Genomic DNA, 12,735 nt, shown 5'->3' with positions numbered 1-12,735 from the left:
GCTCCCGCTGGGCCGCGAAGCGGCCCCAAACCCATTCAACACTGCGTATCAGGAAAAGCAGTGGGACAGATTTTGCGACCGCTGCGCAGTCGAGCGGGAGCAAGCTCCCTCGCCACGGGGATATGCGTTACCCCGGAAAACCATTCGGGCAAGACACTCACCTGAAAAACGGCACATCCCCCAACACCGTCGCACGGTGCATCACCCTCCGGGCAGGGCGGTAGTCGTCCACGGCAAAATGCTGGGTGACGCGGTTGTCCCAGAACGCCACGTCGTTGACCTGCCAGCGCCAGCGCAGGGTGAACTCCGGGCGGGTGGCATGGGCGAAGAGCAGTTTCAGGATCACCTCGCTCTCGGTGTCCGACAGCTCGTTGATGCGCGTGGTGAAGCCTTCATTGACGAACATCGACCGTCGCCCGCTCACCGGGTGAGTGCGGATCACCGGATGGGACAGCGGCGGGTTTTTTCGCCGTGCTTCTTCCCAGCGCGCCAGGTCCTCGGCGCTATTGCCAAACCGCTCCAACGGAAACGAGCGGGTGAAATCGTGGGTGGCCGTCAGGCCTTCCAGCAAACGTTTCATGGGCGTCGACAAGGCTTCGTAGGCGGCGATGCCGCTGGCCCACAACGTATCGCCACCCACCGCCGGTAGCAGCTTGGCGCTGAGCACCGCGCCCAGGGCGGGCGTCGGGAGAAAGGTCACGTCGGTGTGCCACACGGCGTTGTCGCGCACATCGGTGACGGCGGTGTCGAGCACCAATACTTCGGGCTGCTCCGGCACGTTGGGGTAGATCGGATGAATGTGCAGGTCGCCAAAATACGCGGCGAAGCGTGCCTGCTGGGGCGGCTCGATCGGCTGGTCGCGGAAAAACAATACCTGATGCTCAAGCAGCGCCTGCTTAACGGTGTCGCGATCCGCCAGGCTCAGCGGCTGGCTGATGTCGATCCCATCGATCTGCGCGCCGAGGGCGGTGCTCAAAGGCGTAATGGTCGGACGGTTCATCGCAATGTTCTCGGTCTGGGGCGCCGAATGGTCGGCGTGGTCATTGGATATCAATGGGTCTGGCCGTGCCACGGCACCAGTTTGCGTTGCAGGGCGCGCAGGCCCATTTCCATGGCGAAGGCGATCAGTGCGATCACCAGGATGCCCAGCACCACCACGTCAGTAACGAGGAACTGCGCCGCCGACTGCACCATGAACCCCAGGCCACTGGTGGCGGCAATCAGTTCGGCGGCCACCAGCGTCGACCAACCCACACCCAGGCCAATGCGAATGCCGGTGAGAATGTCCGGCAGGGCACTAGGCACGATCACATGGCGAATCAACTGAGCCCGCGTGGCACCCAACGATTGCGCCGCGCGCAGTTTGACCCGATCGACCGTGCGCACGCCGGTGGCGGTGGCAATGGCAATCGGGGCGAAGATCGCCAGGTAGATCAGCAGCACCTTCGACAGCTCGCCGATGCCGCACCAGATCACGATCAACGGCAGGTACGCTAACGGTGGAATCGGCCGGTAGAACTCGATCAACGGATCGAGCACGCCGCGCGCGATGCGGTTGGCGCCGATGGCGATGCCCACCGGCACCGCCGTCAGCACCGCGAACAACAGTCCCAGGCCAATGCGTTCAAGGCTGGCGGCCAAGTGCTGCCAGAGGGTGGAATCCATGTAGCCGCGAGTCGCCAGCAGCCAGCCTTTTTCCAGCACGGCCGACGGTGAGGGCAGGAACAGCGGTTCGATCAGGCCGCTGGCGGTGACGGCCCACCAGATCACCAGCAAGGTGATCAGGGTCAAGCCGCTGATCCAGCGCGTGCTCAGGTGGAGTCTCAAGCCACGGGCCGTGGGCTTGGTCGCCGCGTCACGGACCACCGCTGGAATTTCATAGCTGCTCATGCGCGCTCCTGTGGCCGAGTGGCGCTGCGTTGGGAGAACACTTTGGCGAGCACATGCTCGCGGGTTTCGATGAAGCGCGGGTCGGACTTGATCGAGCGCGCCGATTCTCCGGCCCCGTAGCGCTGGCCGAAATCCAGGCTCAGGCGCTCGACGATTTGCCCCGGGTTCGGTGCCAGCAGAATCAAGTCAGTGGCAAGGAACACCGCTTCTTCAATGTCATGGGTGATCAGGAACACCGGCTTGGCGGTGCGCTGCCAGACCTGCAGCAACAGTTCCTGCATCTGCTCGCGGGTGAAGGCATCCAGGGCACCGAACGGTTCGTCCATCAACAGCACGCGAGGGTCGGCCGCCAATGCCCGGGCCAGGCCAACACGTTGTTTCTGGCCGCCGGAGAGCTGCCAGACGCGGCGTTGCTCGAAGCCGGCCAGGTCCACCAGTGCCAGCATTTCCCGAGCCCGGGTTTCGCGCGTTTGCTTGGCGACCCCGGCCAGTTCCAGGCCGAACCCAACGTTTGCCAACACGTCTTGCCAAGGCAGCAGCGCATCGTCCTGGAACACCACGCCGCGCTCGGCGCCCGGGCCCTTGACGGGTGTGCCGTCGAGGGTGATCTGTCCGGCGCTGGGCTCGACGAACCCGGCAATCAGGTTCAACAGCGAGGTCTTGCCGCTGCCGGACGGGCCGAGCGCAACCAGTAATTGCTTCGGCCCCAGGGTCAGGGATATATCCGCCAGCACCGGTTCCGTCTCGCCGGGGTACTGTGCGCTGATGCGCTCCAGCTGTAGCAAGGCCATCGCGTGTCTCCCTTTTTCGATCAGCGAGTGATGTATTTGGCGCTGACGTACGGTGCGTAGTCCGGCAGCACGGCGTCGACCTTGCCTTGCTCCTTCAGGAACGCCGCGGTGTCGGTGATGGCTTGGGTAGTCGGCGCGCCGAGGCTCACGACCTGATCGGCTGCCAGGGGGAAGACGTTGCCTTGCAGCAACAGCGGGATATCGCTGGCCTTGGCGCCGGAGAGCTTCACCAGTTTGTCGACGTTGGACGCATCGGCCAGCCAGGCCTGCGGGTCCTTGCGGTACTGGGCGTAGGCATCCAGGGTCACTTTAGCGAAGGCGGTGACAATCTCGGGATGCTTCTGGGCGAAGTCCTTGCGCACGATCCAGGCGTCGAAGGTCGGTGCGCCGAACTTGGCCAGCTCCGCGGAGGTGATCAGCACCTTGCCGTTTTCCTTGGCCACGCCCAGGGCCGGGTCCCAGACATAAGTGGCGTCGATGTCGCCACGCTTCCAGGCAGCGATGATGGCCGGTGGCGCCAGGTTGAGCACGGTGACTGTCGACGGGTCGATGTTCCAGTGCTTCAACGCGGCGAGCAGGCTGTAGTGGCCCGTGGAGACGAACGGCACGGCGATTTTCTTGCCGATCAGGTCTTTTGGTGAATTGATGCCAGAGCCGTCACGCACCACCAAGGCTTCGGCGGCGCCGATCTGCGTGGCGATGAGGAAGATTTCCACCGGGACCTGGCGGGTAATGGCCGCAGTCAACGGGCTGGAACCGAGGTAGCCGATCTGCACATCGCCCGAGGCAATGGCAGTGATGACGTCGGCGCCATTGTCGAACTTGCGCCAGTCGATCTTGGCTTGGGTGGCTTTTTCATAGGCGCCATCGGCCTGGGCGACTTTGGCCGGGTCGACGGTGGTCTGGTAAGCGACGGTCAGGTCGGCCGCCTGGGCAAAAAGACTCGTTGCAGCCAGGGAGGCGGCTGCGAGAAGGCGAAGGGGGAAGCGCAAAGACATGGGGAAGCTCCTCAACAGGCCGCCGGGAGTTCGGCGTTGGAGGAGACTAAATGATCTAAGAATTAGAAAATAAATAACTTTTTCGAATGAGCTTATTTTCGAAAAAATCTATCGAGAGCGGCTCGGAACCTTTGTGGCGAGGGAGCTTGCTCCCGCTGGACTGCGCAGCAGGCCCGTTTTCACGACTGCTGCGCAGCCGAGCGGGAGCAAGCTCCCTCGCCACAAAAAGCGTTCTCGTACCCCGGGATTCAGTTACTGATCGCCAGGATGCTCGCCTGATACGAGCCCACGAACACATCGAAATCCCCCACCTCGTTCTGTTCCAGCTCGGCCTGCTGGACCAATGACTTACGGGCAGTTTCCTCGAACGTCGCTTGCTCCTGGGCAGGCAACGGCTCGGCGCGGAAGAACTCGGCGTGGGCCTTGCTCTGGCGCAGGGAGAACTGGGCGAAGCTTTCCTGGTGTTCGGCCATGGCGGCCAGCACCTGGGCGGAAGGGGTCAAGGACGGGTCGCGGACTTTCGCCAGTTGCGCATCCAGGGCCTGGCGGTGGGCATCGCCACCCTGGCTCTGGTCGAGCAACGAGGCCAGCGGGGCGATTTTTTCCAGCAATTCGACGGCCCAGGTCTGCATATCCACCGCTTGGCCCTGACGCTGCAATTGCAGGCCAGGCTTGCGGCCTTCCTTGACCACGGTCAGGAAGTTGCTGGTGGCGTTGCCGCATTCGTTGTTTTCCAGCTGCGGGCTGTCGTTGAGGCCGCAATACAGCAGGAACGCATCGAGGAAGCGCGACTCGGTGAGATCGATGCCCATCGGCAGGAACGGGTTAATGTCCAGGCAACGCACTTCGACGTACTGGATACCCCGGGCCATCAAGGCCTGGATCGGCCGCTCGCCGGTGTAGGTCACGCGTTTGGGGCGGATGTTGGAGTAATACTCGTTTTCGATCTGCAGGATGTTGGTATTGAGCTGCACCCACTCGCCGTTCTGGTGCGTGCCGACTTCGACGTACGGTGCGTAGGGCGTCGCCACCGCTTTGCGCAGGCTGTCGGTGTAGCTCGCCAGGTCGTTGTAGCACGGCGTGAGGCCGGCTTGGGCGTTGCTTTGGTAACCCAGGTCGCTCATGCGCAGGCTGGTGGCGTAGGGCAGGTACAAGGTGTCCGGATCCAACTGCTCCAACTGGTGCGGACGGCCTCGCAGGAAACCGATGTCCAGGGCCGGCGAGGCACCGAACAGGTACATCAGCAACCAGCTGTAGCGGCGGAAATTGCGGATCAGCGCGATGTAGGCCGACGACTGGAAGTCACGGTCGCTCACCTCGGCGGCTTCGTCCTGCCGGAGCAGTGGCCAGAGTTTTTCCGGCAGGGAAAAGTTGTAGTGGATCCCGGCAATGCATTGCATGGTCTTGCCGTAGCGCAGGGCCAGGCCCTGGCGATAGACGTACTTGAGCCGACCGATATTCGAGGTGCCGTAATACGCGATCGGAATGTTTTCTTCCGCCGGCAACGGGCACGGCATCGAGGGGCTCCACAAGTACTCGTCGCCGAGCTTGCTGTAGGCGAACCGGTGGATCTTGTCGAGGCTGCGCAGGGTATCGGCTGGGTCGGCCAGGGCCGGCGTGATGAACTCCAGCAGCGACTCGGAATAGTCGGTGGTGATCTGCTCGTTGGTCAACGCCGAGCCCAGGGCCTTGGGATGCGGGGTCTGCGCCAGGCGCCCATCGCCAGTGACGCGCAGGCATTCACGCTCGATGCCGTGCAGGCACTGTTCGAGCAGGGAGAGGTTGGCGCGCTCGCCGAGCAGGGCCAGGCGGCGGTTTAAAAGGTCGCTCAAGTTGAATTCCTTCACGCGTCAGTCGCCCCAATATGGGGGTGGGCAAGACGGTCTACAAGGGTGAAGTTAAAACTGGCGTTTTCGCCTGGTTTTTTGGGTCAAGGACTGATCGCCTCGATCCCCTGTGGGAGCGGGCTTGCTCGCGAATAGGGACTGTCAGTCAACATTGTAGTCGCCTGACACACCGCCTTCGCGAGCAAGCCCGCTCCCACGGAGAAATTTCGACACCGCATTCATGCGTCGAAATTAACTCAAATCGATGACAGGGAGCTATAGGACAGCGAACGTGCCTTGCGCTTTTGCGACCAGTTTGTCGCCTTGCATCACCTCGGCCTCGACCACCAGCGTGCGCCGGCCGGGGTGGATGACCCGGGCGGTGCACAACACGTCGCCGTCGGACACGGCGCGAATGTAGTTGATCTTGCATTCGATGGTCGCGCTCTGCTGGTCAAAGCCATGGACACTGGAGCAGGCCAGTCCCATGGCAATGTCCACCAGGCTGAACAGCGCGCCGCCGTGCAGCTTGCCGCCGCGGTTGCGCAGCGGCGGCTCGAGGCTCAGGGCGACTTGCGCCACCCCATCCCCAAGGCTCTGCAGACGGCAGCCGAGCAGCTTGAAGAACGCGCTCTCCACCAACCCGGCCGGTGCGTCCATCAGCGTTTCTTCAACTGCTTGGCGTTGGCGAACAACGAAGCCATGGCGCTGTTCGCCGGGGCTGCGGTGGCGGTTTCCTTGCGCGGCGCGGTGTTTTGCGACTGGCGTGGCGTCGAGCCAGGACGCGCACCACGGGCACCGTCGACTTTCTCGCCCGGCGTGTCGCTCATGCGCATCGACAGGCCGACGCGTTTGCGTGGGATGTCGACTTCCATGACCTTCACTTTCACCACATCACCGGCCTTCACCGCTTCGCGCGGGTCCTTGATGAACTTCTCGGACAAGGCCGAGATGTGTACCAGGCCGTCCTGGTGCACGCCGATGTCGACGAAGGCACCGAAGTTGGTGACGTTGGTCACCACGCCTTCGAGGATCATGCCCGGTTGCAGGTCCTTGAGGTCTTCGACGCCGTCCTGGAACTCGGCGGTCTTGAACTCTGGACGTGGGTCGCGGCCCGGTTTCTCCAGTTCTTGCAGGATGTCGGTCACGGTCGGCAGGCCGAAGGTTTCGTCGGTGAATTTCTTCGGATCCAGGCGCTTGAGGAACGCGGCGTCACCGATCAGCGAGCGGATGTCGCGGTCGGTCTGGGCGGCGATACGTTGCACCAGCGGGTAGGCTTCAGGGTGGACCGCCGACGAATCGAGCGGATTGTCGCCATTCATGACTCGTAGGAAACCGGCGGCCTGTTCGAAGGTTTTCTCGCCCAGGCGTGGGACCTTCTTCAGCGCGGCGCGGGTCTTGAACGCGCCGTGTTCGTCACGGTGGGTGACGATGTTCTGCGCCAGCGTGGCGTTCAGGCCGGAAATGCGCGCCAACAGCGCCACCGAAGCGGTGTTCACGTCCACGCCCACGGCGTTCACGCAATCTTCCACCACGGCGTCCAGGCCGCGCGCCAGTTTCAGTTGGGAGACGTCGTGCTGGTACTGGCCGACACCAATGGATTTAGGGTCGATCTTCACCAGCTCTGCCAGTGGATCCTGCAGGCGACGGGCGATGGACACCGCGCCACGGATCGACACGTCCAGGTCCGGGAATTCCTTGGAAGCCAGTTCCGACGCCGAGTAAACCGAAGCGCCGGCCTCGGAGACCATGACCTTGGTCATCTTCATGGCTGGGTATTTCTTGATCAGCTCGGCGGCCAGCTTGTCGGTCTCACGGCTGGCGGTGCCGTTGCCGATGGCGATCAGGTCCACCGAATGCTTGGCGCACAGGGCGGCGAGCACGGCGAGGGTCTGGTCCCACTTATTGTGCGGCACGTGCGGGTAGACCGTGGCGTGGTCCAGCAGTTTGCCGGTGGAATCCACTACGGCTACCTTGCAACCGGTGCGCAGGCCCGGGTCAAGGCCCAGGGTGGCGCGCGGGCCGGCCGGCGCGGCCAGCAACAGGTCGTGCAGGTTGTGGGCGAACACGTTGATCGCCTCGGTCTCGGCGTTGTCACGCAACTCGCCCAGCAGGTCGGTTTCCAGATGGGTGTAGAGCTTGACCTTCCAGGTCCAGCGCACCACTTCGGCCAGCCATTTGTCGGCGGCGCGGTTCTGGTTCTGGATGCCAAACTGCTGGCCGATCATGCCTTCGCACGGGTGCATGGTGCCGGGCAATTCTTCACCGACCTTCAGTGCAGAACTGAGAATGCCTTCGTTGCGACCACGGAAAATCGCCAGGGCGCGGTGGGACGGCATGCTCTTGAGCGGTTCGTCGTGTTCGAAATAGTCGCGGAACTTCGCGCCTTCCTCTTCCTTGCCGGCGATGACCCGGGCGCTGAGGGTGGCTTCCTGCTTGAGGTAGCTGCGCAGCTTTTCCAGCAGGTTGGCGTCTTCGGCGAAACGCTCCATGAGGATGTACTTGGCGCCTTCCAGCGCCGCCTTCACGTCCGCCACGCCTTTTTCGGCATCGACGAAGCGCGCGGCTTCGGTTTCCGGGGCCAGGGTCGGGTCGTTGAACAGGCCGTCGGCCAGCTCGCCGAGGCCGGCTTCCAGGGCGATCTGGCCCTTGGTGCGGCGCTTTTGCTTGTAGGGCAGGTACAAGTCTTCGAGACGGGTCTTGGTGTCGGCCAACTTGATGTCGCGCTCGAGTTGCGGGGTCAGCTTGCCCTGCTCCTGGATGCTGGCCAGGATGCTGATGCGCCGTTCGTCGAGTTCTCGCAGGTAGCGCAGGCGCTCTTCCAGATGCCGCAATTGGGTGTCATCGAGGCTGCCGGTCACTTCTTTCCGGTAACGGGCGATGAAAGGCACCGTGGAGCCTTCATCGAGTAGCGCGACGGCCGCTTCGACCTGCTGTGGGCGTACACCGAGTTCCTCGGCGATGCGGCTGTTGATGCTGTCCATAAAACCACCTGACAAATTGTGAAATCAGGCTCGCCACCGCAGAAACAGGGCTCGGCGAGACTGGTTGAGCGGCCTGGCATGCGCCGCTGCCTGGGTCAAAAGGCTGCCTGTTGACCCGCGAAATTCAAAAAGTGCTGCCTGGCCAAGATAATAAAGCGCGGCGCCGATCCGGCGATCCGGTCTGCCCTGGCACAAAGGGCCGCGCATTATAACCAGCGTTCCGCTGTTCGGGGGGCGTTGTGGAATGTGGCTTTGATGGGCGGTTTGCTGGAGATAGAGGAAAAATCTGCTAACAATGCACACGGTGCGTATAACGGCAGCTAAGCCATAATGCGCGCCAAGATCAAAGGAGCTTCCTATGAGCAGCACTGCACAAACTGCTGAAGGCGAAAAAATTCTGATTGTTGACGACGATCCAGGGCTGAGCAGCCTGCTGGAGCGTTTTTTCGTCAGCAAGGGCTACCGCGCCCGCACCGTTCCGAACACCGAGCAAATGGACCGGTTGCTGGCCCGTGAAGTGTTCAACCTGGTCGTACTCGACCTGATGCTGCCCGGCGAAGACGGCCTGACTGCCTGCCGCCGCCTGCGCGGCGCCAACAACCAGATCCCGATCATCATGCTCACCGCCAAGGGCGACGAGCTGAGCCGTATCAAGGGTCTTGAACTGGGCGCCGACGATTACCTGGCCAAGCCGTTCAACCCCGACGAGCTGATGGCCCGCGTCAAGGCGGTGCTGCGTCGCCAGTCGGCACCGGTGCCGGGTGCGCCGGGCAGCGAAGACGAAAGCGTGACCTTCGGCGACTATGAACTGTCCCTGGCCACCCGCGAGCTCAAGCGCGGCGATGAGGTCCACATGCTCACCACCGGTGAGTTCGCCGTGCTCAAGGCCCTGGTGATGAACGCTCGCCAGCCGCTGACCCGCGACAAACTGATGAACCTGGCCCGTGGCCGTGAGTGGGATGCGCTGGAGCGCTCCATCGACGTGCAGATTTCCCGCCTGCGCCGGATGATCGAGCCCGATCCTTCCAAGCCGCGGTACATCCAGACCGTCTGGGGCGTCGGTTATGTGTTCGTGCCGGATGGCGCCGCCAGCAAGTGATCGGCGATTTGTAGGAGCGGGTGGCCTGGCCGGTTGAAATGTCTTCTTCCAGGCGACTCGCGGTCTGTCATTGTGCGAGCATCGCTCGCTCCTGCAAGTGTGTAGCGGTTATTCATGAAAACCCCCGTGTGGTTCCCCCAGAGTTTCTTCTCCCGCACCCTCTGGCTGGTGCTGATCGTCGTGCTCTTCTCCAAGGCACTGACGTTGGTGTACCTGCTGATGAACGAAGACGTGCTCGTGGATCGGCAGTACAGCCATGGTGTTGCTCTGACCCTGCGGGCTTATTGGGCGGCGGACGAAACCAACCGGGCGAAAATCGCCGAGGCGGCGACGCTGATCCGCGTCGTCGGTGCCGGCGTGCCGGTGGGCGAGCAGCACTGGCCGTACAGCGAGATTTATCAACGCCAGATGCAGGCCGAACTGGGCGCCGACACCGAGGTGCGATTGCGCATGCATTCGCCGCCGGCGCTTTGGGTGCGAGCCCCGAGCCTGGGAGATGGCTGGCTGAAGGTGCCGCTGTATCCGCATCCGCTGCGCGGTCAGAAAATCTGGAACGTGCTCGGCTGGTTCCTGGCTATCGGCCTGCTGTCGACCGCGTCGGCGTGGATCTTCGTCAGCCAGCTCAACCAACCGTTGAAGCGCCTGGTCTACGCCGCTCGGCAACTGGGCCAGGGGCGCAGCGTGCGGCTGCCGATCAGCGATACGCCCAGCGAGATGACTGAGGTCTACCGTGCCTTCAACCAGATGGCCGAGGATGTGGAACAGGCCGGGCGCGAGCGCGAATTGATGCTTGCGGGCGTCTCCCACGACCTGCGTACGCCGCTGACCCGGCTGCGGCTGTCGCTGGAGTTGATGGGTGAGCACACCGACCTGACCGACGAGATGGTCCGCGATATCGAGGATATGGACGCGATTCTCGACCAGTTCCTGGCGTTCATTCGCGACGGGCGTGATGAGTCCGTGGAAGAGGTGGACCTCAGCGAGTTGGTGCGGGAAGTGGTCGCGCCCTATAACCAGAACGACGAGAAAGTGCAGTTGCGCCTGGAACCGATCCAGCCGTTTCCATTACGCCGGGTGTCGATGAAGCGTTTGCTGAACAACCTGATCGGCAATGCCCTGAACCATGCCGGTGCTGGCGTCGAAGTCGCGGCCTATGTCTCCGGCGACACCAGCGCGCCCTACGTGGTGCTGAGCGTCATGGACCGTGGCGCCGGCATCGATCCCTCGGAGCTGGAAGCCATCTTCAACCCCTTCACCCGGGGCGATCGCGCCCGTGGGGGGAAGGGCACGGGGCTGGGCCTGGCCATCGTCAAGCGCATCGCCTCGATGCACGGCGGCAACGTCGAGCTGCGCAACCGCGCCGGTGGTGGATTGGAAGCTCGGGTGCGGTTGCCGTTGGGCTTGATGCTGCCTCGGGATGCGGTGTAGCGATCTCTCTCAAGCAAGACAGAGACGCTGTGGGAGCGAGTCCTGTGGGAGCCGAGCTTGCTCGCGATAGCGGTGGATCAGTAAAGTTGATCTTGACTGACACACCGCTATCGCGAGCAAGCTCGGCTCCCACAAAAGCTAGCTCCCGCAGGGGTTTGTGTTGAATTAACCCTTACCCTTGGTCCGGGTCATGTTCGGCCCGCCATTCTTTTCCAGGTGCTCAATGATGATTCCCGCCACGTTCTTGTTCGTGGTGGTCTCGATGCCTTCCAGGCCCGGCGAGGAATTGACCTCCATCACCAGCGGCCCATGATTGGAGCGCAGGATATCCACGCCGGCCACGGCCAGGCCCATGACCTTTGCGGCCCGCAGGGCGGTCATGCGCTCTTCCGGCGTGATCTTGATCAGGCTGGCGCTGCCGCCGCGATGCAGGTTGGAGCGGAACTCACCGGGCTTGGCCTGGCGTTTCATCGAGGCAATCACTTTGTCGCCGACCACGAAGCAGCGAATGTCTGCGCCCCCGGCTTCCTTGATGTATTCCTGGACCATGATGTTCTGCTTCAGGCCCATGAACGCTTCGATCACCGACTCCGCCGCCGTCGCGGTCTCACACAGGACCACGCCGATGCCCTGGGTGCCTTCCAGCACCTTGATCACCAGCGGTGCGCCGTTGACCATCGCAATCAGGTCGGGAATATCGTCGGGGGAGTGGGCAAAACCGGTGACCGGCAGGCCGATCCCACGCCGTGACAGCAGCTGCAACGAGCGCAATTTGTCCCGGGAACGGGCGATGGCTACCGACTCGTTGAGGGGAAACACCCCCATCATTTCGAACTGGCGCAACACCGCGCAGCCATAGAACGTCACGGATGCGCCGATCCGCGGGATCACCGCGTCGAACCCTTCCAGCGGTTTGCCACGGTAATGGATCTGCGGCTTGTGGCTGGCGATGTTCATGTAGGCGCGCAGGGTATCGATCACCACCATTTCATGGCCACGTTCGGTCCCTGCTTCGACCAGGCGACGGGTGGAATACAGACGCGGATTACGCGACAGCACAGCGATCTTCATGCAACACCTGTGGCAGAGGTAGTGGACACCGGGAATGCCGGCTTGTCTTGAACGTATTTGCTACCCGGATTGACCACCAGTTGGCCGTCGATCAAGGCTTTGGAACCCAGTAACAGGCGATATCGCATGGATTTGCGGCAGGCCAGGGTGAACTCGACCCGCCAGATCCGGTCGCCCAGCGCCAACGTGGTGCTGATCACGTAGCGGACCTGAGCGTGGCCGTTGGAACTCTTGATGGTCTTGCGCGCCACCAAGGGGGCTTCGCAGCGGCGATGGCGCAACTGCACCACCGTGCCGAGGTGCGCGGTGAAGCGTACCCACTTTTCGCCATCGCGCTCGAAGGGTTCGATGTCAGTGGCATGCAGGCTGGAGGTGCTGGCCCCGGTGTCGATTTTTGCCCGCAGGCCCGCGACTCCCAGGTCCGGGAGCGCCACCCATTCGCGCAGACCGACGACGGTCAGATGGTCAAAAGTCTTCAATAAGAACAACCTGAAATTGGCACATCGGATCGTGGACTCCGCGAATCGCGGTATTCACGCAGAATAATCACAAAATGGCGACAGTTATCTACGCACTTGTTTGTGCTTGTAACCGATTCCGACCCCAGCGATGCGTACGGCGTCGGTTTGACGGGCATTCTATCCGTCG

Annotated in this window: 11 protein-coding genes; 2 read left to right on the top strand and 9 right to left on the bottom strand. The window is 62.7% G+C overall.

Translation table 11 applies throughout. The features are described from left to right. Positions 1–157: 157 nt before the first annotated feature. The 7 genes from tauD to M1D99_RS28605 all read right to left on the bottom strand — a co-directional run bounded on the left by tauD (position 158) and on the right by M1D99_RS28605 (position 8,489). Entirely contained in the window at positions 158–1,000 is an 843-nt protein-coding gene (tauD, locus tag M1D99_RS28635) for a taurine dioxygenase (protein ID WP_434573059.1), read from the bottom strand. A 50-nt stretch (positions 1,001–1,050) separates the two neighbouring features. After that, on the bottom strand, positions 1,051–1,890 hold the full coding sequence (tauC, locus tag M1D99_RS28630) for a taurine ABC transporter permease TauC (protein WP_434573057.1): 840 nt from the start codon (positions 1,888–1,890) through the stop codon (positions 1,051–1,053). Continuing rightward, complete coding sequence (gene tauB, locus M1D99_RS28625) at positions 1,887–2,681, bottom strand: taurine ABC transporter ATP-binding subunit (protein WP_458131161.1); 795 nt, start codon at positions 2,679–2,681, stop codon at positions 1,887–1,889. Before tauB ends, tauC begins: the two co-directional genes overlap by 4 nt. A 20-nt stretch (positions 2,682–2,701) precedes the next feature. Further along, positions 2,702–3,679 (bottom strand): taurine ABC transporter substrate-binding protein, encoded by a 978-nt coding sequence (tauA, locus tag M1D99_RS28620; RefSeq protein WP_458131160.1) that lies wholly within the window; start codon positions 3,677–3,679, stop codon positions 2,702–2,704. A 248-nt stretch (positions 3,680–3,927) separates the two neighbouring features. Beyond that, positions 3,928–5,511 (bottom strand): glutamate--cysteine ligase, encoded by a 1,584-nt coding sequence (gshA, locus tag M1D99_RS28615; RefSeq protein WP_434573052.1) that lies wholly within the window; start codon positions 5,509–5,511, stop codon positions 3,928–3,930. Positions 5,512–5,781: 270 nt separating this feature from the next. Continuing rightward, positions 5,782–6,165 carry a PaaI family thioesterase gene (locus tag M1D99_RS28610; protein WP_122565189.1) on the bottom strand — a complete coding sequence of 128 codons (384 nt, stop codon included), beginning with the start codon at positions 6,163–6,165 and terminating at the stop codon, positions 5,782–5,784. Next, complete coding sequence (locus M1D99_RS28605) at positions 6,165–8,489, bottom strand: Tex family protein (RefSeq protein WP_186707304.1); 2,325 nt, start codon at positions 8,487–8,489, stop codon at positions 6,165–6,167. Before M1D99_RS28605 ends, M1D99_RS28610 begins: the two co-directional genes overlap by 1 nt. A gap of 358 nt (positions 8,490–8,847) precedes the next feature. Between M1D99_RS28605 and ompR the strand changes: the two genes are divergently transcribed. Continuing rightward, complete coding sequence (ompR, locus tag M1D99_RS28600; protein ID WP_003196691.1) at positions 8,848–9,588, top strand: osmolarity response regulator transcription factor OmpR; 741 nt, start codon at positions 8,848–8,850, stop codon at positions 9,586–9,588. 114 nt (positions 9,589–9,702) lie between these two features. After that, positions 9,703–11,016 carry an ATP-binding protein gene (locus M1D99_RS28595; protein ID WP_186707303.1) on the top strand — a complete coding sequence of 438 codons (1,314 nt, stop codon included), beginning with the start codon at positions 9,703–9,705 and terminating at the stop codon, positions 11,014–11,016. Between the two features lie 165 nt (positions 11,017–11,181). Here M1D99_RS28595 and rimK read toward each other — a convergent pair whose 3' ends face one another. After that, complete coding sequence (gene rimK, locus M1D99_RS28590) at positions 11,182–12,087, bottom strand: 30S ribosomal protein S6--L-glutamate ligase (protein WP_053117324.1); 906 nt, start codon at positions 12,085–12,087, stop codon at positions 11,182–11,184. Beyond that, a complete protein-coding gene (gene rimB / locus M1D99_RS28585; RefSeq protein WP_458131159.1) occupies positions 12,084–12,566 on the bottom strand; it encodes a retropepsin-like aspartic endopeptidase RimB in 483 nt (160 codons plus the stop codon). The genes rimK and rimB overlap by 4 nt, the downstream gene beginning before the upstream one ends. Between the last annotated feature and the right edge of the window lie 169 nt (positions 12,567–12,735).

This window comes from Pseudomonas sp. R3-41 (assembly GCF_054161485.1).
This window is presented reverse-complemented; position numbering and strand designations above follow the sequence as displayed.

Excerpts from the sequence above, each read along its gene's own strand:
- M1D99_RS28595 (WP_186707303.1), top strand. The coding sequence starts at position 9,703 with ATGAAAACCCCCGTGTGGTTCCCCCAGAGTTTCTTCTCCCGCACCCTC.
- M1D99_RS28605 (WP_186707304.1), bottom strand. The coding sequence starts at position 8,489 with ATGGACAGCATCAACAGCCGCATCGCCGAGGAACTCGGTGTACGCCCA.
- tauD (WP_434573059.1), bottom strand. The coding sequence starts at position 1,000 with ATGAACCGTCCGACCATTACGCCTTTGAGCACCGCCCTCGGCGCGCAG.
- tauA (WP_458131160.1), bottom strand. The coding sequence starts at position 3,679 with ATGTCTTTGCGCTTCCCCCTTCGCCTTCTCGCAGCCGCCTCCCTGGCT.
- tauB (WP_458131161.1), bottom strand. The coding sequence starts at position 2,681 with ATGGCCTTGCTACAGCTGGAGCGCATCAGCGCACAGTACCCCGGCGAG.
- rimK (WP_053117324.1), bottom strand. The coding sequence starts at position 12,087 with ATGAAGATCGCTGTGCTGTCGCGTAATCCGCGTCTGTATTCCACCCGT.
- M1D99_RS28610 (WP_122565189.1), bottom strand. The coding sequence starts at position 6,165 with ATGGACGCACCGGCCGGGTTGGTGGAGAGCGCGTTCTTCAAGCTGCTC.
- ompR (WP_003196691.1), top strand. The coding sequence starts at position 8,848 with ATGAGCAGCACTGCACAAACTGCTGAAGGCGAAAAAATTCTGATTGTT.
- tauC (WP_434573057.1), bottom strand. The coding sequence starts at position 1,890 with ATGAGCAGCTATGAAATTCCAGCGGTGGTCCGTGACGCGGCGACCAAG.